This is a genomic window from Coraliomargarita algicola, assembly GCF_033878955.1.
Lineage (GTDB): Bacteria > Verrucomicrobiota > Verrucomicrobiia > Opitutales > Coraliomargaritaceae > Thalassobacterium > Thalassobacterium algicola.
Genome location: NZ_CP138858.1, coordinates 2,506,826 through 2,530,766, shown reverse-complemented (window position 1 = coordinate 2,530,766; position 23,941 = coordinate 2,506,826). Strand labels below are relative to the sequence as shown.

General features: G+C 52.6%; 23 protein-coding genes and 1 pseudogene. 18 read left to right on the top strand and 6 right to left on the bottom strand.

The features are described 5' to 3' along the window. The first annotated feature begins 40 nt into the window (after nucleotides 1-40). The 16 genes and pseudogenes from rpsH (at nucleotide 41) to SH580_RS10055 (ending at nucleotide 12,036) form a co-directional block, all read left to right on the top strand. Entirely contained in the window at nucleotides 41-439 is a 399-nt protein-coding gene (gene rpsH, locus SH580_RS10135; RefSeq protein WP_319834868.1) for a 30S ribosomal protein S8, read from the top strand. A gap of 17 nt (nucleotides 440-456) precedes the next feature. Beyond that, entirely contained in the window at nucleotides 457-993 is a 537-nt protein-coding gene (gene rplF, locus SH580_RS10130; RefSeq protein ID WP_319834867.1) for a 50S ribosomal protein L6, read from the top strand. Between the two features lie 20 nt (nucleotides 994-1,013). Continuing rightward, entirely contained in the window at nucleotides 1,014-1,370 is a 357-nt protein-coding gene (gene rplR / locus SH580_RS10125) for a 50S ribosomal protein L18 (RefSeq protein WP_319834866.1), read from the top strand. A gap of 11 nt (nucleotides 1,371-1,381) precedes the next feature. Further along, the gene (gene rpsE, locus SH580_RS10120; protein WP_319834865.1) at nucleotides 1,382-1,906 is read left to right on the top strand and encodes a 30S ribosomal protein S5; all 525 of its coding nucleotides are present in this window, start codon (nucleotides 1,382-1,384) and stop codon (nucleotides 1,904-1,906) included. Between the two features lie 12 nt (nucleotides 1,907-1,918). Continuing rightward, a complete protein-coding gene (gene rplO, locus SH580_RS10115; RefSeq protein WP_319834864.1) occupies nucleotides 1,919-2,392 on the top strand; it encodes a 50S ribosomal protein L15 in 474 nt (157 codons plus the stop codon). A 40-nt stretch (nucleotides 2,393-2,432) separates the two neighbouring features. Continuing rightward, nucleotides 2,433-3,946, top strand: a pseudogene (secY, locus tag SH580_RS22185) (preprotein translocase subunit SecY). A gap of 95 nt (nucleotides 3,947-4,041) precedes the next feature. Further along, complete coding sequence (map, locus tag SH580_RS10100; protein ID WP_319834861.1) at nucleotides 4,042-4,809, top strand: type I methionyl aminopeptidase; 768 nt, start codon at nucleotides 4,042-4,044, stop codon at nucleotides 4,807-4,809. 75 nt (nucleotides 4,810-4,884) lie between these two features. Further along, a complete protein-coding gene (gene rpsM, locus SH580_RS10095; protein ID WP_319834860.1) occupies nucleotides 4,885-5,247 on the top strand; it encodes a 30S ribosomal protein S13 in 363 nt (120 codons plus the stop codon). 29 nt (nucleotides 5,248-5,276) lie between these two features. Next, nucleotides 5,277-5,786, top strand: coding sequence for a 30S ribosomal protein S11 (gene rpsK / locus SH580_RS10090; protein ID WP_345785431.1), 510 nt, complete (start codon nucleotides 5,277-5,279; stop codon nucleotides 5,784-5,786). 59 nt (nucleotides 5,787-5,845) lie between these two features. Beyond that, nucleotides 5,846-6,454, top strand: a complete 609-nt coding sequence (rpsD, locus tag SH580_RS10085) for a 30S ribosomal protein S4 (protein ID WP_319834859.1) — start codon at nucleotides 5,846-5,848, stop codon at nucleotides 6,452-6,454. Between the two features lie 66 nt (nucleotides 6,455-6,520). Continuing rightward, the gene (locus tag SH580_RS10080) at nucleotides 6,521-7,522 is read left to right on the top strand and encodes a DNA-directed RNA polymerase subunit alpha (protein WP_319834858.1); all 1,002 of its coding nucleotides are present in this window, start codon (nucleotides 6,521-6,523) and stop codon (nucleotides 7,520-7,522) included. Between the two features lie 43 nt (nucleotides 7,523-7,565). Further along, a complete protein-coding gene (gene rplQ / locus SH580_RS10075; RefSeq protein WP_345786221.1) occupies nucleotides 7,566-8,108 on the top strand; it encodes a 50S ribosomal protein L17 in 543 nt (180 codons plus the stop codon). 179 nt (nucleotides 8,109-8,287) lie between these two features. Then, nucleotides 8,288-9,262: an adenosine deaminase family protein gene (locus SH580_RS10070; protein ID WP_319834857.1), complete on the top strand. Its 975-nt coding sequence runs from the start codon at nucleotides 8,288-8,290 to the stop codon at nucleotides 9,260-9,262. A gap of 112 nt (nucleotides 9,263-9,374) precedes the next feature. Further along, nucleotides 9,375-10,487, top strand: coding sequence for an aminopeptidase (locus tag SH580_RS10065; RefSeq protein WP_319834856.1), 1,113 nt, complete (start codon nucleotides 9,375-9,377; stop codon nucleotides 10,485-10,487). A 50-nt stretch (nucleotides 10,488-10,537) separates the two neighbouring features. Then, nucleotides 10,538-11,680 (top strand): DNA polymerase III subunit gamma/tau, encoded by a 1,143-nt coding sequence (gene dnaX / locus SH580_RS10060; protein WP_319834855.1) that lies wholly within the window; start codon nucleotides 10,538-10,540, stop codon nucleotides 11,678-11,680. After that, the gene (locus tag SH580_RS10055; RefSeq protein ID WP_319834854.1) at nucleotides 11,680-12,036 is read left to right on the top strand and encodes a hypothetical protein; all 357 of its coding nucleotides are present in this window, start codon (nucleotides 11,680-11,682) and stop codon (nucleotides 12,034-12,036) included. The genes dnaX and SH580_RS10055 overlap by 1 nt, the downstream gene beginning before the upstream one ends. A gap of 285 nt (nucleotides 12,037-12,321) precedes the next feature. Here the strand turns inward: SH580_RS10055 and rseP are convergent, their stop codons facing one another. From rseP to uppS, 4 genes are read right to left on the bottom strand one after another with little or no spacing between them, the layout of a single operon-like run. Further along, a complete protein-coding gene (gene rseP, locus SH580_RS10050) occupies nucleotides 12,322-13,770 on the bottom strand; it encodes an RIP metalloprotease RseP (protein WP_319834853.1) in 1,449 nt (482 codons plus the stop codon). An 8-nt stretch (nucleotides 13,771-13,778) separates the two neighbouring features. Continuing rightward, on the bottom strand, nucleotides 13,779-14,942 hold the full coding sequence (gene dxr / locus SH580_RS10045; protein ID WP_319834852.1) for a 1-deoxy-D-xylulose-5-phosphate reductoisomerase: 1,164 nt from the start codon (nucleotides 14,940-14,942) through the stop codon (nucleotides 13,779-13,781). Continuing rightward, nucleotides 14,943-15,773 (bottom strand): phosphatidate cytidylyltransferase, encoded by an 831-nt coding sequence (locus SH580_RS10040; protein ID WP_319834851.1) that lies wholly within the window; start codon nucleotides 15,771-15,773, stop codon nucleotides 14,943-14,945. 20 nt (nucleotides 15,774-15,793) lie between these two features. Next, entirely contained in the window at nucleotides 15,794-16,522 is a 729-nt protein-coding gene (gene uppS / locus SH580_RS10035) for an undecaprenyl pyrophosphate synthase (protein WP_319834850.1), read from the bottom strand. 187 nt (nucleotides 16,523-16,709) lie between these two features. On the opposite strand from uppS, the gene SH580_RS10030 reads away from it, so the two are divergent. Beyond that, a complete protein-coding gene (locus tag SH580_RS10030; RefSeq protein WP_319834849.1) occupies nucleotides 16,710-16,931 on the top strand; it encodes an FmdB family zinc ribbon protein in 222 nt (73 codons plus the stop codon). A gap of 8 nt (nucleotides 16,932-16,939) precedes the next feature. Here SH580_RS10030 and SH580_RS10025 read toward each other — a convergent pair whose 3' ends face one another. Then, the gene (locus tag SH580_RS10025; protein WP_319834848.1) at nucleotides 16,940-17,665 is read right to left on the bottom strand and encodes a phosphoadenylyl-sulfate reductase; all 726 of its coding nucleotides are present in this window, start codon (nucleotides 17,663-17,665) and stop codon (nucleotides 16,940-16,942) included. Between the two features lie 44 nt (nucleotides 17,666-17,709). Further along, nucleotides 17,710-18,849, bottom strand: coding sequence for a hypothetical protein (locus SH580_RS10020; RefSeq protein ID WP_319834847.1), 1,140 nt, complete (start codon nucleotides 18,847-18,849; stop codon nucleotides 17,710-17,712). Nucleotides 18,850-18,997: 148 nt separating this feature from the next. On the opposite strand from SH580_RS10020, the gene SH580_RS10015 reads away from it, so the two are divergent. After that, a complete protein-coding gene (locus tag SH580_RS10015) occupies nucleotides 18,998-23,752 on the top strand; it encodes an alpha-amylase family glycosyl hydrolase (protein ID WP_319834846.1) in 4,755 nt (1,584 codons plus the stop codon). Nucleotides 23,753-23,941 lie beyond the last annotated feature (189 nt).

Below are 23,941 nucleotides of genomic sequence, written 5' to 3'. Positions count from 1 at the left end.
GCTTCACCACATTCACTGAAAACCCACTAGTAAAAATACTATGGCAGTTCACGACACAATCGGAGATTTCCTCACCACTATCCGTAACGCGAGTAGAGCGCACAAAGAGTCCTGCACCACGCAGCACTCTAAAATGCGTGCTGCAATCGCTGCGATTCTTAAGGCAGAGGGTTACATTCACGACTTTAGCGAAGGTCAAAATGAGAAGGGCTTCAAGACGCTCACGCTCAAATTGAAATTCGCGGGCAAAACACCGGCGATCACCGATATCCAGCGTCAAAGCACGCCAGGTCGTCGTCTATACTACGGTTGCACAGAAATCCCACGTGTCCTTGAGGGCATGGGTGTCGCAATCCTCACTACTTCAAAAGGCGTAATGCGCGCCCGCGATGCTCGCGCAGCGGGCGTTGGCGGCGAGTTCGTCTGCAAAGTCTGGTAATTAAAAGGCAGCACACGATGAGCAGAATTGGTAAACTTCCTATCCCCGTCCTTGATAAGGCGAATGTCACGATCGATGGTCAGACAGTTCGCGTTGAAGGGCCTAAGGGCAAACTTGAAAAAACTTTCGACGGTTCGGTTAATATCGAACTGACTGATGGCGAGATTCGCGTGACTCCTGCAGATAGCAGCCGTCATGCACGCGCCATGTTCGGCACAGCACGTTCCATCATCAATAACATGGTGGTCGGTGTGGTCGATGGTTACGAAAAGAAACTTGAAATCAAAGGTGTTGGTTTTCGCGCAGCGCTTGAAGGCGACTTGCTCGACCTCGCACTTGGTTACTCTCACCCGGTCAAAGTGAAGATTCCTGAAGGGATCACAGTCACTGTGGCCGAGAACACTAAAATCTCCGTCTCCGGTGCCGATAAGCAAATCGTCGGTGAAATCGCCGCGACAATCTATTCTTACTTCCCTGCAGAGCCTTACAAGGGCAAGGGTGTCCATATCGTCGGCCAATACGTCCGCCGTAAGGAGGGTAAGAAGTCCGCTTAATTTTCAGCAGAGGGTAATACATGAAACTCCAAAAGAAAAATTCTCTCGCGCAGAAGCGTCGCTATCGCATCCGCAAGAAGGTCAAAGGCACTGCAGAGCGCCCACGCCTCGCTGTGCATTTCTCCAACAAACACATCTATGCGCAATGCATCGACGACGTCGCCGGTCACACAGTGGCATACGCTTCATCGGTTGGTGGCAAAGACGCTGACGTGAAAGCAAACAACGATGGTGCACTTGCGCTGGGTAAGGTGATCGCTGAGAAGGCGAAAGCTGCCGGTGTCGAGGCCGTAGTCTTCGACCGTTCCGGTCGTCGCTACCACGGTTGTGTCAAAACATTCGCTGAAGCGGCTCGCGAAGGCGGCCTCAAATTCTAAGGACTTCCCATATGAGCAGACAAAAAAGATCATTTTCCCAAAAAGACGAGCCGGAAGAAACTCCTGAATACATCGAGAAGGTTGTGCATATCAACCGTTGCGCAAAGGTTGTAAAGGGCGGTCGCCGTTTCAGCTTCGCAGCACTCGTAGTTGTGGGTAATCAAAAAGGCGAAGTCGGCGTCGGTTACGGTAAAGCAAAGGAAGTTCCTGAGTGTATCCGTAAAGGCACTGAGCAAGCGAAGAAGAACCTCGTAACGATCAATCTTCGCGGCGACACCATTCCTCACCACGTTCTCGGCCAGGCCGATGGTGGTAAGGTGCTACTACGTCCCGCTTCTGATGGAACGGGCGTGATCGCAGGTGGCGGTTGCCGTGCGGTGCTCGAGTCCGTTGGTATCAAAAACATTCTATCCAAGTCCCTCGGTTCGAACAACCACCTGGCTATGGTCAACGCCACAATGGCCGCGCTCCTACAGCTTCGTTCGCATGAGGAAATTCACAACATCCGTTTTAGCGAAGCCGCTGCGGAGGTCTAAGGAATCAGCAACATGAATCTCGATAATATTCCAACCATTAAAGGTGCCACGCACCCAACTAAGCGTCTTGGACGTGGTGAAGGTAGCGGTCACGGTAAAACTTCCGGTAAGGGGCACAAGGGGCAAAAGGCTCGCTCTGGCGGTGGTATCCGAATCGGTTTCGAAGGCGGTCAAATGCCTCTTTACCGTAAGCTTCCACGCCGTGGTTTTAACAACAAGAACTTCAAGGTTTCTTACCAACTCGTAAACGTCGGACAGCTTGAAAAGCTCGAAGGTGATGTCGTTGATCGTGAGTCTTTGATTCAAGCTGGACTCGTTCGCGACAACAAGCAGGGCGTAAAGCTCCTGGGCGATGGCGAAGTTTCGAAAGCGTATACAATCAAACTCAGCAAGGTTTCTGATTCTGCCAAGAGCAAGATCGAAGCTGCTGGAGGTAAGGTTGAAGTCGCTAGCGAAACGCCTGCTGAAGATAAGGAAGACGCATAATTCGATTCCCCCTGTGGAGTCGAGTAAAGGATAACTACTGATGCTTTCTGCTTTTACAAATTCGCTGAAGATTCCTGAACTGCGCCAGAAGATCTTCTTCACGCTGGCGTTGTTGTTCATTGCCCGGGTTGGCGCGAACATTCCACTTCCTGGGATGAACATCGCACCCATTCAGGCATTCTTCGCGGATCAAGCGAATGCGGGAGGTGGTCTCGTTGGCATGTTTAACATGTTCAGCGGGGGAGCGCTTTTGAATGGTGCACTTTTTGCACTGGGCATCATGCCTTACATCAGTGCGTCGATCATCATGCAGTTGGTCGGGGCGGTTTTCCCAGTCATTGCTCGTTTGCAGCAAGAAGGGGATGTGGGCCGCCAGAAGATCAATCAATACACTCGCTATCTGACGCTGGGTATTTGTGTGGTTCAAGGTTTGTTGTTATTGGTCGCTCTTTCGACCAATCCAGCAAGCCTGATTGGGCAAGGCTTCAATCCTGCGGAATACGGCAAGGTCGTGATTGCAGGTCAGGTTCCTTTCTTGATTACAGGCACCATCTTCCTGACTGCCGGCACCATGATCATGGTCTGGCTCGGGAGCAAATCACGCAGCGTGGTATCGGTAACGGTATTTCCTTGCTGATTACGGTGAACATTATCTCTGGCTTGCCAGGCGCGGTGGCTTCGGCTTACCAAATGTTTGTAGCTCCGGTCGGCTCTGAGGGCACATCTCTGGGAGTGCCGGAAGGTGTGTTGATGTTGGCTCTGTTGTTTGCTGTGACTGCCGCTCTGGTTGCGATCACACAAGCACAGCGTAAGATTCCTGTTCAGTACGCAAAACGTGTCGTGGGCCGTAAGGTTTATGGTGGGCAAAGCTCGTTCCTGCCACTTAAGGTCAATTACGCAGGTGTGATGCCGGTCATCTTCGGTAGTGCTATCCTGATGTTTCCTACGCAGATTCTATCTTACTTGGGAAGTGCGACGGGTATGCGCTTCTTCAACGATTTTGCGGATTCTCTCGGCCGTGGTCAATTTGCCTACTACTTCATTTTTGGCCTATTGATTCTGGTATTTTCTTACTTCTGGGTCTCCATGATGTTTAAGCCTATTCAGATCGCGGATGATTTGAAGAAGAATGGCGGTTACATTCCTGGTGTGCGTCCTGGAGAGCCTACTGCGAAGTTCCTGGATCACATTATGACGCGACTCACCTTGTTTGGTGCGCTTTCGCTGACGGTGATCGCAGTCTTTCCTGATATTTTGCTTTTTGCATACAACGTTCCCTTCAGTGTCGCGATTTTCTTTGGTGGCACCGGGATGTTGATTACCGTGGGTGTCATTCTTGATACCATGCGCCAAATCGAAACTTACCTCTTGCAGCGTCACTACGACGGCTTCTTGAAGAAGGGTAAGATTCGTGGTCGTTCCTCGGCGCGTAATAAGCAACTCGTCGATGCCGCTGGTCTTCAGGATTTCTGGACGGCATGGCGCCCATTGTTGTTTGTCGGTATCGCGCTTTTCGTTCTGGGAGTGATCTCCTGGTTCCTGAATCCTAGCTGAGTCCATTGTGACGGCTAATTTGTCCGAAGGTGTGATCTCGTATTACTTCTTCGTTTTAATTTGTTCTTTGATCCATCTCCTCACTACGTAATCTGATGAAATACATTCGCTCTGACGAAGAAATTCAATCGATCCGCGAAGCATGCCAGATCGCAGCGACCGTTTTAAAGCGGCTCGTCGATGTGGTTGAAGAGGGGATGACTACTTATGATCTCGATCAACTCGGCCGCAAAGCCATGGAAGAGTTGGGAGCTGAAAGTGCCTGTTATAATTATCGTGCAGGCGATCAGGTCTTTCCCGCTCATACCTGTCTTTCCGTGAATGAAGAAATCGTTCACGGCATTGGCACAATGCGCCGAGTGATCCAGCCAGGAGATGTCGTTTCTATCGATGTCGTCGTTAAATATCGGGGATTTATTGGTGACAATGCCAGCACCGTGTTGATTGAGCCGGTTGCTGACGAGAATGCCGCCTTGGTCGATGCGACGCGTGAATCGCTAAATTATGCGATCAGTTTTGCGAGAGCAGGCAATCGTGTCGGCGATATTTCCAATGCCGTGGAGCGTTTCATCAAGCGCCACAACTATGGAATCGTTCGTGATTTTGTAGGCCATGGCGTGGGAGCCACGATGCACGAAGCGCCCCAAATTCCGAATTTTGGGCGTCGCGGCAGTGGTGCACTCCTCAAGCCGGGCATGTGTCTCGCAATTGAGCCCATGATTAACATGGGCACCTCGAAAATAGAAATGCTGGACGATGGTTGGACGGCCGTCACCAAAGATCGTAAGCCCTCTGCTCACTTCGAGCATACAGTGCTCGTGACCAACGGGGAACCGGAAATTTTAACAATTCCGCAGAATTAACTTTTCAAACTAACTTAAATCACTATTTTACACCGTTTTCCCGCAATCCAGCGGGTGACCAACCATCTAAATATCATGCCACGTATCCTTGGAGTCGATATCCCCGCAAATAAGAAGCTAGTCTACTCGCTTCGTTACATCTATGGCATCGGGCCAACACGCGCCGAAGCTATTGTAGCCGAATCTGGTTTCGATGCAGATCGCCGTGCCGGTGACCTCAGCGAAGAAGAGGTGAATCAGCTCGCATCGATCGTGGCCGACAAGCAGTTCGTCGTAGAAGGTGATCTCCGTCGTGAGCGCACTGCGAATCTGAAGCGTCTTTCCGCTATCCGTTGCGTGCGTGGTATGCGCCACATGCGTGGTCTGCCCGTTCGTGGTCAGCGCACTAAAACTAATGCCCGCACACGTAAAGGCGCGGTCAAGCCGGTTCGCAAGTAACCGCCAATAACTTTTAAAAGGAATTTCCTATGAGCGAAGAAGAAAACACATCTGTCGAAGAAGAAAAAGTAGTGGCTGCGGCTGCTACGGATGAAGCTGCCGAGCCTGAAAAGAAGAAGGAAGTCACTGCTGAAGATCTTCTGAAGAGTGATTTGGACGGGGTTAAGATCCGCCGTGCGAAGGGTAGTAAGAATATCACTACTGGCATCGTCAACGTGCTCGCCACTTTCAATAATACAAAAGTTACTTTCTGTGATGCGCGCGGTAATGTCATTTCCTGGTCCAGTGCCGGTAAATGCAACTTCCGTGGCTCTCGTAAGTCCACTGCCTATGCCGCTCAGGTCGTCACACAAGACGCCGGTCGCGTAGCCATGTCTCACGGTATGAAAGAAGTCGTCGTCAAGCTGAATGGCCCTGGTATGGGACGTGACTCAGCTGTCCGCGCACTCCAATCTCTTGGCATGATCGTCACCGAAATCGTGGATGTGACTCCGGTCCCCCACAACGGTTGCCGCGCGCCTAAGCGTCGTCGTGTCTAATGTGACTCTGCCACATAGATACATATAAATTAGTTAGCAGATAATAAGGAAAATAAAACATGGCCCGTTACACAGGACCCACTACTCGTATCAATCGCCGTTTTGGTCAGGCTATCTTTGCCCCCACCAAGGCATTCGAACGTAAGCCACACCCTCCCGGTCAGCACGGCCCTCGCCTGCGCCGCAAGCTCAGCGATTATGCGGTTGGTCTGAATGAAAAGCAAAAGCTTCGCTTCATGTATGGCATGACAGAGAAGCAGTTCCGCCTTACTTTCGAAAAAGCGAAGGCAACACGTGGTGTTACCGGTGAGATTTTCCTTAAGATGCTGGAATGCCGCTTGGATAGCGTCATCTACCGCCTTGGTTTCGCCAAATCACGTGCTGCGGCACGTCAGTTTGTAGGTCACGGTCACATCGCTGTGAACGGCAAGAAGACCGATATCGCTAGCTTCATGGTAAAAGAAGGTGACGAAATCGAAGTGCGTGAACGCACCTCGTCTCGTCAACTCGCAACTCGTTGCATGGAAGAGAGCCAAGCTCGCACAGTTCCTGAGTGGTTGACACTTAATGCTGACGCGCTCAAAGCCACCGTTAATCGCCTGCCCTCCAACGAGGAGACCGAAGAGTCGATTAACGTTCAATTGATCGTTGAATTCTATAGCCGCTAATCCGGCTTTGTTCATCGTATCATTCGATTATCGCAATAATTGTAACCAGCTAGAGAAAAGTCCATTATGCCAAAGCGCTTAGGAAAATTCGAACTTCCAAATCGTCTGTCCAAGGTTGAAGAAACCGCGACAGACACTTTCGCCACCTTTACAGCTGAGCCGTTTGAGACCGGTTACGGTCATACGATCGGCAACTCGCTTCGCCGTGTGCTTCTTAGCTCGATTGAAGGTGCTTCGATTACCTCGATCAAAATCGATGGTGTGCAACATGAGTTCCAAAGCATCGAAGGTGTTGTAGAGGATGTCACTGACATCGTTCTTAACCTTAAGAAGGTCCTCCTCGTCTCTGACTCTCGCGAAACAGCGACACTGCTGATCGATGTGAATCGTGATGGCAAAGTGACTGCTGCAGACATTCAAGAAGATGCGAATTTCAAGGTGATCAATCCAGATCAATTGATCTGCACACTGGATCGCCCGCAGCGTTTTCTCGCCGAGCTTGAAGTTAAAGTAGGCCGTGGATATTGCACCGGTGAAGAGAATAAGAAGGAAGATCAGCCCATTGGTGTGATCCCCATCGATTCTCTTTTCAGCCCTGTTCGCTTGGTCAAGTATTCCGTTGAGAACACCCGTGTGGGCCAATCAATGGATTATGACAAGCTGATCCTCGAAATCACCACCGACGGTCGTGTCAGCCCGGACGATGCACTCAAGCAATGCGCCGCAATCCTTAAGCACCACCTCGATGTGTTCGACGAAGTTTCTCAAGACGACGTCGAGTTCGAGAGCGAAAGCAAGGAAATCAGCGAAGAGCAAAATCGCCTACGCAAGCTGCTTAACATGAGCGTGAACGAAATCGAGCTATCGGTCCGTGCTGCGAACTGCCTCAACAATGCGAACATCACCACTGTGGGTGAACTCGCCATGAAGTCTGAACAAGAGATGCTCAAGTATCGCAACTTCGGTAAAAAGTCGCTCAACGAAATTAAAGATAAGCTCGAACAACTCGGTCTTTCCCTTGGTATGAAGATCGACGAACGCCTCCTTGAAAAGGGTAGCGAACTTTAATCGCTCACTTTTCCCTCCCCTTTAGTAGAAAGAAATTTAGACAATGCGTCACAATAAGAGAAAACATAAACTCGGCGTTTCCGGGCCACACCGTTCCGCAATGATGGGCAATCTCGCGACTGCTCTCATCACACACGGCCGCATCGAAACGACCATATCCAAGGCACGCGCCCTTCGCCCTTTCATCGAGAAGATCATTACGCTCGCTAAGAAGGCTGAAAAGGCCAACGACGCTGCTCGTAAGCTTCACTACCGTCGCCTCGCGATTTCTCGCGTTCGCGATAAAAAGGCTGTCGCTAAGCTTTTCGACGAACTTGTTACTGAGTTCACCGAGCGCAATGGCGGTTACACTCGTATCTACAAGCTAGGTCAACGTATCGGTGATGCGGCTGAAATGGCTCTGATCGAATTCGTTGATGGTAACGACGAAGGTTACAACCCAAAGCCTAAGAAGAAGGCTGCCAAGAAAGCCACTAAGAAGGCTGCGAAGAAAGCTGCCGCTAAGGAAGCGCCTGCTGAAGAAGCACCCGCAGCTGAGGCAGATGCTGAAGAAGCACCTGCTACTGAGGAAAAGAAAGACGCGTAAGCGCTTCTCTCCACTCTTTTTAACTAGCCCGTTCTCTCACGAGAACGGGCTTTTTTATGTCAATTTATTGGAGTTGCGCCTTTTGGCTGCTTTCGCTCAGTGGCTGATACCGTCTAAGGAGAGACTCCAGCATTTTTCTTCCTCGCCGAACGCGCATCAAAAATTCTTAATTCCCATTTATGCACGCACCCATCGACTCAGCCACCGCCGACTTTATCCACCGCCTACCTAAAACGGAGACGCATCTCCACATCGAGGGAGCTTTGCCGTATCAATTGCTGCAGCAGCTCGATCCCGACAAATTTCAGCATTCGCAGCCGTGTTGGAAGCCTGATTTTAAATGGAAGTGCTTTGAAGACTTTGAATCGCACTTGATCGAGCACGCGATGCACTGGTTCACCACCCCAGAGCGTTACCATGAGGCCGCTAAGGTGATCTTTGCCGGTCACCTGGCTCAGAATGTTCGTTATGTTGAGACTTCCTTTCATGCTGGTATGATCGAGTTTTTAGGTATTCCTGGTCCGGAAATTGTGAATGCCATACGCTCCGCAGCACCCGCCGGTCTCGAAGTGCGGGTCTTTATGGGGATGGCGCGTAATTGCTATAACCCAACACTGGCACCCGTCCTGGAAGATTGTGTCACCTGGGAGGGACTTTCGGGGCTTGATTTGCACGGAGTCGAATATTTGCCTTTGGAATTATGGACGGCTAAGCTGTGGGAGAAGGCGCGTTCGCATGGTCTGGAGACAAAAGCACATGCGGGCGAGTTTGGGCCAGCTGCTCACGTGCGAGAGGCGATTGAAGTGCTCGGTAGTAAGCGTATTCAGCATGGCATACGTGCCATTGAGGATGATGCCGTAGTGCAACTCGCGATTGATGCTGGGGCGACTTTTGATGTCTGTCCGATTAGCAACGTGAAACTCGATGTGGTGGACAGCTTGGAACAACATCCCATCCGCCAGTTTTTTGAGCGCGGGCTTCGTTGCACGATTAGTACCGACGATCCTTTTTCATTTGGAAATACAGTGGAGGATGAGTATGCCGCATTAAGCGCGGGCTTAGCTTTCTCTAATGACGAGTTGAAACAGCTTGCGAAGAATGGTTTTGAAGTCGCGCTCGTGGATGCGAGTTACCCGTGCCAAATGGATTGCTGAGCTGGATGCCACAGTATAGTGGTGTCAGGTCTGGCACTGGGAATGAGGACTCACTTTGAAATTTCCATTTTGTGGCTTTGACCTTGGCGTTTAAATCGTTCGCATTGCAGTTATGGAACCAAACTTTTCAAAACTGGCTGGTGTATTGACTGGCTTCTCAACAAATCTTCAAAAGGGCGAGCGCGTGTTGATCGATGCGTTTGACATCCCTGAGGCCATGGTGGTGGCTCTTGTTCGTGCGGCTCGTGAGCGTGGGGCTGTGCCATTTGTGAATGTGCAGAACGCACGCATCAACCGTGAGTTGATCAATGCAGTCGATGCCGAGCAGTTTGAAACCCAGGCAACTTGGGAGCTGGCACGTATGCAGAAGATGGATGCATACATTGCTGTGCGAGGTTCAGACAACATTTTCGAGATGTCAGATGTGGATCCCGCCAAGGTGGGGCAAGTGATGAAGGCGATGAAGGCTGTGCTCGACTATCGTGTGAATAAAACCAAGTGGGTGATTCTGCGCTGGCCGACCCCGGCGATGGCACAGCAAGCCATGATGAGCACTGAGAGTTTTGAAGACTTCTTTTTTCGGGTTTGCACCCAGGATTACAGCCGTATGACGGAGGGCATGGCGGCATTGGAGGCACTTATGACTGCGACCGATCGTGTCGAGTTGAAAGGGCCCAATACCGATCTGCGTTTTTCAATCAAGGGCATCAACGCGGTGGCTTGTGGTGGCACGCACAATATTCCCGATGGTGAAGTGTTCTCCTGTCCGGTTAAAGACTCGGTTGAAGGCGAGATCACTTATAATGCGCCCACCGTCTATCAAGGCACTTCTTTTGATCGCATTCACCTCAAGTTTGAAAAAGGGAAAATCGTGCATGCCGATGGCACCAATGCGGGCCGTCTTAACGAGATTCTGGATTCCGATGCAGGGGCGCGTTATATTGGTGAGTTCGCGATTGGGTTCAATCCACACATTCTGGAGCCCATGCGCGACATCCTCTTTGATGAGAAGATTGCCGGTTCTTTCCACTTCACACCCGGTCAAGCCTATGAAGAGGCTGACAATGGTAATCGCTCGCAAGTGCACTGGGACATGGTGCAGATCCAGCGGCCCGAATACGGTGGCGGTGAGATTTGGTTCGACGGTGAGCTGATCCGCAAGGATGGTCTCTTCGTGAAAGAGGAGCTCAAGAAGTTGAACCCTGAGTATTTGCTCGGTTCCTAAAAAAGTCACTTGCAAGATGCTTCGGTTCAGAGCTTCTTGGAGACATTAAGATGGAAAAAGGTTATCAAGTCATCGCGCGCCGCTGGCGTCCTAAGCAGTTCAGTGAATTGGTGGGGCAAGATCACATCGTGCGCACCTTGAGTAATGCCATCGAGAGCAAGCGCATTGCGCACGCCTATCTCTTTGTCGGCCCACGCGGCACGGGGAAGACTAGCACCGCTCGTTTGTTCGCCAAAGCGCTCAATGCCGAGGGGGGACCGAGTGCCACGCCCGATAATGAGTCCGAGACCAGTCAGGCCATTATGAACGGCTCCTGCATGGATGTGATCGAAATCGACGGTGCGTCCAATAATAGCGTCGAGCAAGTGCGCAGTCTGCGTGAGGAGTGCCAATTTGCACCGGCCCAGTGCACTTATAAGATCTACATCATCGACGAGGTGCACATGCTCTCGACGGCTGCGTTCAACGCCTTGTTGAAAACTCTGGAAGAGCCGCCCGAGCATGTGAAGTTCTTCTTTGCCACCACCGAGGCGCACAAGGTGCTGCCTACCATCGTCTCGCGCTGTCAACGCTTTGAGTTTCGCCCGATTTCGGACGATGTGATCGTCGGAAAGTTGACCGAGATTTGCGAATCAGAGGAGATTCAAGTCGAGCCAGCCGCTCTGGCATCGATTGCTCGCCTCGCCAATGGCGGGATGCGTGATGCCCAATCGATTCTCGATCAAATGATTTCTTTTTGTGGCAGCGATATTAAAGAGAGTGATGTGCTCGACGTCTATGGCTTGGTTTCGGATGAGCGGATCGCTCAGTTGGCGCAGGCGCTTGCCTCCTTGGATTACGCAGCCATTATCGCAGCGGTGGATGAGTTTGCAGTCGAAGGACGCGACCTCTTTCGCATCTTGATCGACCTTGAAGCACACGCACGTGGAGCATTGCTTGATGCCATTCAAAATGGTGGCAATACGACCAAACTGGGCGGCGAGATGAGCACCGAGTCGATTATGCGTATGCTCGATGCCTTGCACCGAGGAGAAGCGTCCGTGCAGAAGGGCCTTTCCGAGAAAGTGAATTTCGAAGTCGTGCTCTTAAAAGCAGCTGAAGAGTCTCGCTCGCGTGCGATCGACAGCTTGATCAAGCAAGTGGCTGCAGCTGGTGGTGGAGCCGGTGATGCCGGCGAAAAAAAAAAGCCCTAGTGATTCCAGCCGCTGATGGTGGCGGGGCCATCGTTGATGAATCGCCCCATGGAAATCCGATGGAGGCAGCGACGGCTGTATCTGCACACGAATCCGTTGAGAACCCAGGGGACTTGCTAACCGCTGCGCTCAATGGTGAAATCAGCGATGAAGAGCTTGAAGCAGTGGATAAAGCCCTCGATTCAATGATGTTGGGGGAGGCGGCCGTATCTAAGTTGTCAAAGGGTAAACCATTGCTCACGGTCGAGGAGGCTGAGGCGAAGTTAAGTCCAGGTATTTTGGAGGCTCTCGCGACGAAGTTCAAAGGTAGTCTCACTCAAGTCCGTCATATTGATGAGCAAGATAAGATGTTTTAGGCAGCCATTGCTGCTTAGACAATATGCACTGCACTTTCTAAATCGCAGGACGCATGGGCTTTGGGGATTTTTTCTGCAGAACAATTTTGGAGTAGAATGATTTTTCCCTTTGGGCACTGGGCCTGGCAGAGCTGACTGCGTGGGACGCAGAGCCCCGTGTGAGTGTAGCGGATCTGCGAAGCCGTTTCGACCGGCGGTTGTAGTGCTGCCGCAACTCGAAATCGCTTTGCGAGTGGCCTCGGTTCTCAGAACCGGGGAGGGGGCTGACTCTGGTATTTTTTAGGCTTAAGGTGCAGCTTCATCAGTTGTTGGGGCTGCGGGTGCAGCTTCTGCGGGGGCCGGAGGCTCGTCGTCGATGAGCCCGATGTCGCGGCCGACGCGGCCGACGTCGAAGAAGCTGACGTAGACGACGAAGCCTAAGAGTAAGATCATGAAGGCGCCTTGCACGTTTTCCATCACCTTCTGGGGCAAGGGACGACCGATTACTTTGGAAATGGTGGCGAATAGCATGTGCCCGCCGTCCAATACGGGGATCGGCAGTAGGTTGAAGATCGCGAGGTTGACGTTGATCAGCGCTAGCATCCATAGCAGGTCAATGAAGCCGATCTGCGCCATGCGGGTGAGCCCGTGGACGATGCCGACGGGGCCGCTCATGTTTTTCACGTGCACGTCGGAGTTCTTATGCAGTAGTGCGAAGAGGGTCATCTTCATCGTTTCGGCGAAGCGATAGAGCTGGTCGATGGGATTGTAGTGCACGATCTCAGTCTTGTCCTGGAAGTCGTAGGCGAAGCCGAAACGTGGGCTGTTTTCGCCTTCTTTGATACGTGGCTGAATCGGTAGTGTGATCTCTTTACCGTCGCGTTCGACGGTGACGTTGATGCTGCGGTCGCCGTGATTGGCTAGGTAGGTGCTGAGGAAGGCGCCAGAGATGATCTCTTCGCCGTCGAGTTTAATTAAACGGTCCATCGGCTGTAGGCCGGCTTCCATTGCAGGCATGCCGGGTTCGAGGCGCATCACGATGGGGGCAGAGGTCTCGTCGGTCTCTGGCTCGATGCCGATGTAGCGCATGCGCTCACTGGAGACGAGCTCGGGGTAGACGGTAAATTCCATGGCTTGGCCATCGCGCAGAATGCCGACTTCGACTAGGCGGCGTCCGTTTTCGCCCGCTTCTTTGCCGACGCTGGTGGCGATGGCATTTTGGAAATACCACCAGTCGGGCACTTGCTTGTCGTCGATGCTGTAAATGCTGTCGCCCTCACGTATGCCAGCCGCATAGGCGGGGCCGGGCACGATCTCGCCATCGGCGTTTCGGATTTCTTCAGCGACGAAGCCCACGGTGGTGGATTTTACGATTTCACGTCCGACGCCCCACAATACCAGCGAGAGCACGAGGGCGAAAATGAGATTAAAGACCGCGCCCATTACGGCGACGATCATCTTGTCGGCATAGGAGATCGGGGGCAGGCGGTCGGCGTCTTCTTTTTCACCGCCTTCGATGCGTCCCATGTCGGCGAGTTGTGGCAAGGACACGTAGCCACCGAGGGGAAGTAGTGAGAGGCGGAAGTCGGTGCCGTTACGGTGCCAGCCGAAGAGGCGTGGGCCGAAGCCGATGGAAAAGCGGTCGGCGATCAGACCGCGTTTTTTGGCTGCAATGAAATGGCCGAGTTCATGGATGAAAATGGAAAATCCGAGCGCAAAGAGAGCGAGGGCGATGTAGAGGATTGTGGAAAACATGTTTGGATTTATTGAAAGCGGTGTGTTTGAGCAATCGCGCGCGTTTCGGTGTCGATTTGAAACAGTTGGTCGAGGCTAGGCAGTTGTGGTGCAGTGATGTGGCTGAGACTATGCTCGATTAGCTTAGGAATTTCAAGGTAGGCGATCTCTTTGGCCAAGAAGCGTTCGACAGCCACTTCATTGGCGGCGTTGAAAATTGCGGCTGACGCGCCGCCGCTGCGGAGCGCATCGTAGGCGAGTTGCAGGCAGGGATATTTGTTGAAGTCGGGCGCTTTGAAGTCGAGTGAGAAGGCTGTGCGGAAATCCGTCGTGGGCTCCACGCCCGGCGCACGGTCGGGGTAGAGGAGACAGTGTTGGATGGCGAAGGTCATCGATGGGGGGCTGAGTTGCGCGAGAATGGAGCCGTCGATAAACTGAACAAAGGAGTGCACCACGCTCTGGGGGTGAATGACCACTTCGAGACGCTCGGGTTCCAGTCCGAAGAGCCAGTGTGCTTCGATCAGTTCCAGGCCTTTATTGGCCATGGTGGCGGAATCGACCGTGATCTTGGGCCCCATCGACCAGTTGGGGTGTTGGGTCGCCATCTCGGGCGTGACATGGTCTAATTCGCTGCTGGGGGTGTCGCGGAACTGTCCACCAGAGGCAGTCAGAATCAACTTGTCGACTTGGTTCGCCGGGTGCCCTTGTAGGCACTGAAAGATCGCGTTGTGCTCGCTATCGGTGGGGAGTAAACGCACGCCTTTGCGTTTGGCGGCTTCGATTACGTGCGCGCCACCGAGCACCAGCAGCTCTTTGTTGGCTAGGGCGATGTCTTTGCCAGCTTCGATTGCGGCCAAGGCGGGGCGCAGGCCGGCGGCGCCAACTACGGCGACCAATACGATGTCGGCGGCATCGAGTGTGGCGAGTTCTGCGAGGGCTTCTGCGCCGCAATTGAGATTGGTGGCGGGTGGGAAGTTGCCGGCTTGTTTGGCGCTTTGGTAAGCTTTCTCATCCTGCAGCACGGCGTGCGGCACGTCGAACTCGTGACAGATCTGGGCCAGTTCGGCATGGCGACTGTGTGCTGCGACCCCGATGAGTTCGAGTCGATCTTTATGTTCGCGCAGCACGCGTAGTGTGCTGCTGCCGATCGAGCCAGTGGCACCGAGTAGGATGATTTTTTTGCGGGCTACCATCTAGAACAGCATGTATTTAAAGAATAAATACCCCAGCGGAGCGGTTAGGATGAGGCTGTCAGTTAAATCGAAGATGCCGCCAATGCCGGGAATGATTTTTCCGGAATCTTTAACATCGGCCTGACGTTTAAACGCCGATTCGACCAAGTCCGATGCTATGGAAGCGATGCCGATCGGAATGGCGATCAGTGCGCATAGCCACCAGCTGAAATTTGCTGGTGCAAGTGTGTGAAAGACGCCGGTCAGGATGATGCCGATCAACATCGAGAAGGCGATGCCACCAGCGGCACCTTCGTAGGTCTTCTTCGGACTGATCACGGAGAGGGGCGTTTTTCCTAGTTTCATGCCGACCAGTAGGCCGCCGACATCCGCGCATTTCGCCACGGCCACGGTCCATACCGCGAGGAACATGCCGGTGGCTGCGCTCTCGCCATTGAGTTCGGCCAGTTTTACGATTTTAATTAAGAAGTGTAGTAAATAGGGCACATACAGGAGCCCGAAGAGTGTCGGCATGAAGCTGCGCAAACGGCCAGCTTGTAGGTCGAGGCGAATGATTGTGAGCGTGAGCACCACAAAGCTGAGCACAAAGAGGTCGTTGCCTGAATCAATACCACTGATGTAGTAAGCGCCGATGCTAATCACGGCACCCGCAGTGAGACCGATTTTCTTCATCGGCTTGAGCCCCATCTTTTCGAAGAGTTGGTAGAGCTCCAACTGAGTCAAAAAGGCGAGGATGGCGACTAGAAAGACGCCGGCGTGGACTCCAAAGAGCCAGAGCGAGATGGCTAGAATGGTCCAGAGCGCGGCGAAACTAAAGATACGTTGCTGCATGTTTTGTGGGGGGCGTGGGGTTATTTGGATTTTAACTGTTCAGTGGTCTTGCCGTAGCGGCGTTCGCGAGAGGCGTATTCGACCAAGGCGGTTTTGAACTCGGCTTCGTTAAAGTCCGGCCAGAGCACGGGGCTGAAGTAGATTTCTGCATATGCTGACTGAAGCATTAAAAAATTGCTTAGTCGGCACTCGCCGGATGTACGGATTACGAGATCCGGGTCAGGCATGTCACGGGTGTAGAGATAGTGGCGAAAGGTATCGTAGTCGAGCTGATCCAGATCGAGCACACCGGCTTTCGAGGCTTGAGCGATCTCTTTGACAGCATCCAGCACCTCTGTGCGGGAGCCATAATTGAGGGCCAAGCCGAGGGTGTATTCGTCGAAGTCTTGTGTCGCTTCTTCGGACTTGTAAAGGAGCGTCTGAATGTGTGCGGGGAGTTCGCGGTAGCGGCCGATGACCTTTAGCCGGATTTTGCGTTTAATCAGCTCGGGCAGTTGTTCGCGCAAAAAGCGGTCGAGCAGGTTCATGAGTGCGTCGACTTCGTCTTTGGGACGGTTCCAGTTCTCGACACTGAAGGCATATAGGGTGATGTTGCGGACCTTATTGTCTTGGGCTGCTTTTAGGACGCGTTTGATTGCTTCCGCGCCGCGACGATGTCCTTCGATGCGGGGAAGTTTGCGTTGCTTGGCCCAGCGGCCATTGCCGTCCATGATAATGGCGACGTGTTGTGGAGTCTTCGATGCGGTCATGCGTCTTGGTCAGTCTTTAGGGAGAAAAGTAGCGTCTCGATCGGCAGTGTCGGTACTGCGAATCATGATATTTTCCCGATAAAAGCATTTGCAGGTAGTGGCGCAAGGGTAGAGCCAGTGTATTTTACTGCAGTTTCCGTGTCAGAATCTCGCTTGTCAGTAAGGTTTGCGAGTGTACTCTTTCCTTATGGCGACCTATACATACGAGACCATTCCACAGCATGAGGGTGAAGAACCCATTCAATTTGAGCTGCAGCAATCGATGAAAGACGCGCCTCTGACTGTGCATCCGGAGACGGGTGTGCCAGTGCGACGCTTGATTTCTGGTGGCTTCGGCTTTACTGGCACTGCCAAACAGGATTCCGGCGGAGGGCATTGTTGTGGCAGCCAAGGCTGTGGCTGCCACTAAGCTCTAAACTAGATTTGGAAGTCGCTGCCACCTGTCACTTCGTGCAGGCCGCATTCGCGCTTGAGGCCACCAAAACGGGTCTCTTCCTCGGTCATGCCGACGCCGAGTTTTTTGGTGCTGTGCCAGTCGCCGACCGAGACATAGCCTTGGTCCCAGAGCGGGTGGTAAGGGAGTCCGTTCTCAGTCAAATACTCGTATACATCGCGATCATTCCAGTCGATGATAGGGTAAATCTTAGTCGTTTTATTTTGGCTTTCGACGACTTTACGCTCGCTGCGTGAACTGGATTGAGTGCGGCGCAGACCGGAGAGCCATGCCGTCGCACCCAGCTCTTTGACTGCGCGGTTCATCGGCTCGACTTTGTTGATTAAATTATAACGCTCGAGACCCTCGATGCCTTTTTCCCATAGTTTTCCATAGAGAGCCTCTTGCTGTGCCGCCGTTTGCAGTGGAATATAGGTTTTGAGGTTTAGATTGAGACGTTCTGTCAATTCCGCGGCGAAGGTGTAGGTCGCTGGAAATAAATAGCCGGTATCCACGAAGATGACCGGAATCTTGGGAATCAGCGTCGACACCAAGTGGAGCATGACTGCGCTCTGCACTCCAAAACTGGTGGTGAGCACGAGCTGCTCGCCGTAAGTTTCGTAGGCCCAACGCACCCGTTCGGTCGCGGAGGCGAGCTCCAGATCCAGGGATTCGGTGTGGGCTGTTTGTGCGGTTTCAATCTGACTCATGTAGCTTATCTTTAGTTTTTGAGTCAGAAAGTCAAGATAGCCGTTTAGAAAAATCCGAAACTTTGTCCGTCCAAGCGCTTGGGGTAGCCGTCGCGCTTGATGCTGTCGATATCGCTGCGTGAGAAATCCTTGAGTTTAAAAACGGGTAAAATGGGGCGACCTTCGTTGGTCGTTTGATAGTCGACGCCTTTTTCCTCGATGAATAGGTAGCAGCCGAATTCACCGCCGGGGATTTCGCCGATCAGCACGGTTAGCTCGGTCGGTTCGTTCGGGGCGAGTTTGAACCAGTCACCTACTGTGAGTTTTGGTAGATATTGTGATACGGGGGGGGCGGCGTGTTGGGGCTCGTCACTGGGGCTCCATTTTCCCGGGTTGGACTCGGTAAAGCCTGCGGACAGCACAGTCTTGCCTTTGACGCCGACGATTAGGATGTCGTCGGCGGTGCCGACAAAGCGAAAACTGCCGCCTTTGGCTGAGCGGAACTGCCCCTGGTAGACGGCAATCCATTGACTAGGTTCGACCAGTGTATCGACACCAAAAGCACGCGGCGCCTCGTCGGCGTTGATCAAGGGGATGTAGAAGTGAGTGGCGTAGAGTTTTTGTGGGGCGTTGAAGAATTTACGGAATTCACGTAGGTTGTAATTGCGCAAGAAGTCTTTGCCTGCGTCCATCCAGCCTTCCTTAGGGGGATTCTCGCGGTAGCGGTCTTGCTTGAAATCGATAAAGGTGCCCTCCAGTGCGCCTGCCAGTGGGGAGGTGTTTCCAAAGAGGGTGGCGAAGCCGCCGCTTTCGCCGGAGCCGCCACCGATGCCCCCGATTCCACTGGCACTGCCACGTGCTTTGATCGTGGTTTGGTGCGTGCTGGGCTTGGGGAGGTCGATTTTTGGTAAATTCAGGTCGGAAGGTTGATCCACTGCAATCGGGATTTGGGTGGATAGCGCAGTCGAACGTTGGGAGCGCATTGTCTTCATCTTGTATTCGCGCTGCTGTGGTTGAATCGCTTCGGGTGGGGGCACGACTACCATTTCGACTTCTTCTTCAGTTAATATTGTTAAGATTTTCCAACTCCCCAGCACGAGGCCGACCAGTAGGTGTAGCACTAGACTGCCTATGAGTATGAATAGTAGCGGGCGGCGAACGAGTCGCTGCATGCGGGTGGGGGGCTGTGGGGGGATATCGCTCATGGAGTGCTAGTAAGCTAGGTCAGCTGCGAGCTGCGGCAAACAACCTATTTGTTCAACTGTCAAATAGGGCTGGTTTAGATATTTGCCAGTATTCGCTGTCATGGTAGGGCACGCTACCTCGAAACCTGTTCCCCTGTCTTTGAGCCCCATGTCTAACTTACGCCTTTTTATCCTGATTGCTCTGTCGGCCGTTACTTTGTCTGCGCGCTCGATTGAGCTGACGATTCCCAAGCTGGATTTGTCGGCACAAAGTACTTCCATCTGGCTGGCACTGGATGTCGGGGCGGGTTTTGGGTCGACTGCGGTGTCTGTAGATGCCGAGCGTCGAGTCTTTCTCGCGTTTCAAGCCGACCTTGTGCTGCAGCTCAATCGGTATGGAGAGGTGCTTGCGGCACGCCATTATAAAGACTATCGCTGGCAAGCGATGTCGCACGATGGAATCGCTGTGACCCTTGAGGGAAATCAATTGAAGCTCTCGCTGCCAGCGGGTGATCCGCACGATCGAGCGCGGGCAGTACAATGGTTTACTGTGAGTGATACGGGCGATCTGGCACCGGAGAAACAATATATCACGCGGCGGGCGAATGAAGTGTATTTGCCATTCTACTACGTGCCGAATGCTTCGGGCGGTATGGAGCCACGTGGGCGTTATGGTGTGCTGGATGCTCGGCCAGTTATTTATCAAATGTTACCACGCCTCTTCGGGAACGAAAACGAAACTCGCAAGGTGAACGGCACACTAGCGGAAAACGGTAGCGGAAAATTCAGTGATCTGAGCGAGTCTGTTTTGCATGGTTTGCGTAGCGATGGCTTTAGCCACATTTGGTTGACTGGTTTGCTCCAGCAAGCGACGTCCACCGATTACCGCGAAGCTGGACAACGCGCTGACGACCCTGATCTGCTTAAAGGCATCGCTGGCAGCCCTTACGCCATCCGCGATTACTTTGATGTTTCACCTGACTATGCCGACGAGCCTACACAGCGTCTGCAAGAGTTTAAAGCCTTGGCTGCTCGCATGCAGGCAGCCTATCTCAAGGTCATTATCGACTTTGTGCCTAATCACGTCGCTCGCAGTTATGCATCGGACATTCGTCCAGAGCTGGCCTTTGGTGTTAATGACCGTCAGGACGTCTATTTTGATTCCGATAACAACTTTTACTATCTGACTAAAGAGCTTACCTCCGGCGAAGCTCCGCTGCGCTTACCTACGGTCGATCCAAAGTCGGGACAAATTATCAACGAAACCGCATGCCTTGTTGGTAATGCCGACGGCTACTTCGCCCCCGAGAACGTGCATGGGCGCGTCACTGGTAATAACGTCGTCTCTTGGCGGCCCTCCAACGGTGACTGGTATGAAACCATCAAGCTCAACTATGGTTTCGATTTCCTTAATCGCGATGCGCCCCCGCAATACCCCAGCGCCGTTAGTCCGCGGGCCCGCATCCCTGATACCTGGAAGAAGATGGATGCGATCATCGCCTATTGGCAGCGGCTTGGAGTCGATGGCTTTCGAGCCGACATGGCGCATATGGTGCCGCCTGAGTTCTGGAAATGGCTAATTCATCGCGCCCGTGAGCGTAACTCCGATGTGCTGTTCTTTGCCGAGGCATATAATGATGACCCTGCTAAAGTGCCTGGGCATGATCCTGCGATACCGCGTGATGATAACGTGATGCTGGCTTTGCTGGATGCTGGTTTTCATGCCGTGTATGACGATCCCGCATATGATAGCTTAGAGCATCTTTACACCGGTAAAGCGTGGGCGAATGATCTGCAATATGTGGAGGAGGGGCTGGGGGCATTCTTCTTTGATTGTGCCCTGCGTTATGCGGAGAACCATGATGAGATCCGGCTAGCTCATCCAGATACCTGGGGCGGTCAGGGGATGGAGGTCGGGCGACCTGTTACGGCAACCCTCTTCGGTCTGTCACGTGGCGCGGTCATGCTCTACCATGGGCAAGAAGTCGGCGAGCCGGGCCTCGGGCGTGAGGGCTTCGGAGGGGATGATCAACGCACGACGATTTTTGATTACTGGTCGCTGCCAGAGCTGAATAAATGGTGGAATCACGGCGCTGCCGATGGTGGGCAGCTATCTTCTGAGCAATCGGAGTTGCGTGCATGGTATGTGCGACTGCTGCAGTTACAATCAGAGCCCGCATTTACCCGTGGTAATGCCCTGCTGCTGAATGAGGTAAACCGTGATAATCCCTTTTATGGCAAAGTTGCTGATGTCGGACCTTCTGGTCATTGGTTCTTTGCCTACTTGCGTAGCGATCCCGAAAGCCAATCGCACTACTTGATCACTACTAATTTTCACGCCAATGCAACGCTACGCCACGTGCGTGTGCGTTTGCCGGAGTCTGCGATCACCACATTGGGGCTCTCGCCGGAAGATCCGGGCTGGCTTGTGCTACGTGATCGTTTGGCGGGCGAGGCGCTGGTTGCGCGCGCAGTGCGTGTTGCGGATGCGGTGCGTGAAGGGATTTACCTCGATGGTCTGGAGCCGCAATCTTGCAGCTATTGGAGTATCGAAAAAGTGGATACGGTTCCTGCGGGAGTCGTGCAAAGCCCGAGCGTTGATGCGGGGACCGCTTTTCTTGGTGCCCCGCCATTGCTACGCGCCCGTGCGGGCTCTGAACTGCGGCTGGATTTACGTCGCTTTGGTGACCCGGGCGCGTCACATGCTTTTCGAGTTGAATCCAGCGATATGATACAAGCTCGGATTGATCGCATCAATCATGTGCTCTATTTAAAAGTATCTGAGGCAGCGCGTGGTTTACAGGTGTTACCATTTTCGCTGGAACCACGTCAGTCAACTGGTGCACGGATGCTGAGTTCGTTGCCGCTTGCGATCGAGGCGGTGACAACACAAAAGTTTCGTATCGAAGGTCATGAGCAGGCTGCCTCGGTTTCTTTGGTCGGGGACTTTAATCATTGGAATGATGCCGCACATAGCTTGCATCGTGTTGAGGGCGGTTGGGAAGTGATCACTCAGTTCCAACCAGGCCGCTATTTATATAAATACGTGATCGAGGGTGCCTGGTTGCCGGACCCGACGCAGCAGAGCCGCGAGTCCGATGGATACGGAGGCTTTAATTCTGTCCTCGAAGTTGTGGGTGACGCGGGCGCGAATCGGCCTGCGGCTACTTTGTTTGTAAAGGCAATCGAGGAAAAATCGATCTTACTCCAGGCCAATCAAAAGCTGTCATTGGTTCATGCCGAGGCGTTACCAGAGGATGGTGGCGTTGTTGCGCTTACTAGTGAGGTTGAAGGAGATCGAGTTCGAGTCTCTTTACACGGAGCCGCGCCAGGAACACTTGTGCGAATTCTGGTGGAGAATGCCGTGGGTAAAGTTGGGTTGCCAGTTATTGCATATGCGGGCGAGCCTTCCCGCGATATCTGGCGCGATGACATTATTTATTACGCATTTACCGATCGTTTTTATGATGGAGAAGCCAGCAATTCACAAACAGTCGCGGATCCGAAAGTGCTGCCGGCGGCCAATTATCAGGGCGGTGATTTTCAAGGAATCGAACAAAAACTGAATGCGGGATATTTTGAGGAATTGGGGGTGAATGTACTGTGGCTGGCTCCACTCAATCAGAATCCAGCAGGTTCGTGGCAGGAATATCTCGAACCTTTTCGTCATTATACAGGCTATCATGGCTATTGGCCGGTTGAGCGTTTTGGAGTTGAAAAGCGCTTTGGTGGGGAGTCCGCGCTATTGGAGCTGATCAGTGCCGCGCACGATGACGGTATGAAAGTGTTGTCGGATCTGGTGTTGAAGCACGTGCATGTCGAAAACCCAGTTCGTCAGGAGCGCCCTGAGCTTTTTGGTCAATTGGAATTGAGTGATGGCTCGCGCAACCTGCGTCGTTGGAACGATAATCCATATACGACATGGTTTGAGCCTTTCTTGCCTGCATTTGATTTTCGCAATCCTGCCACGGTGGAGTATCTGCTTGAGGATGCGACTTATTGGATCGATCATTTTAATCTGGATGGCTACCGCTTGGATGCAGTGAAACATATTCGTCCCGATTTTTGGTGGCGATTCCGTACTCGAATACGTGATACATATCCATCAGAGAATCTTTATTTTGTAGGAGAGACTTTTCAGGATCGCCAAGGGATTTCCGACTTTGTGGGGCCGAATATGTTGGATGGGCAGTTTGATTTTCCTCTGTACGATGTGTTGGTGCCGTGCTTTGCACAAGAGCAACTTGGTTTCGATCAACTGGAGTCAGCCTTGCGCGAATCGGAGGAGGTTTATGGGCGCACTGTTCGTATGTCGGCCCTGCTTGGCAATCATGATAAATCGCGTTTTATGGCTTATGCTGATGGTGACTTGCCCAGTGCGGCTTATCCAGACGATGAGGAGGCCGGGTGGGCTCAGACGATTACCGTCGATCACGACTCCAGTTATGATAAGCTCAAGTTGGCAATGACTTTTTTGCTGACCATCGACGGAGTGCCGATGATTTACTATGGTGACGAGATTGGGATGACGGGGGCAGGCGATCCGGATAATCGACGCATGATGCGCTTTGGTCAGGATGTCAGCGCTGCAGAGGCGTCCGTTAAAATGCATTTTTCTAAATTAGCCAAGGCGCGGCGCGCACATCCTTCGCTATTCCTTGGGAGTCGTCGAGTGCTGGTTGCGAGTGAGGATCAATACGCTTATGTTCGCAAGTACGCTGAGGATGTGGCCTTGGTTGCCTTTAACCGTTCAGATGAAGTTCAACGTTATGTCTTTGAGTTAGCACCCGAGCTGGAGGATGCTTTTTTATCAGATGTGTTGAGTGCAGCTGAGTTAAATGTGCATAACGGTCGATTGGTTTTTCAGCTTGCGCCGATGCAGTCAGCGGTTTTTGTGAATGTGAAAGGAGCCGATGTTCCATAGGCTATACTCTGTGATCACACGCAAGACGTTTGGCATTTTTAGGTGCCGATGGCTTGGATGCTTGTCGTTGTGGGTGTGGGGCCACTGCTGGCTCTGCGCGCAGCAGGTTCAGAACTTTCCAGATGTTGATTTGCCGACTTTGGGGAGTCGCGCGGAGGCCTCCTTGTCTACAAATCCGCAAGAAGCGAT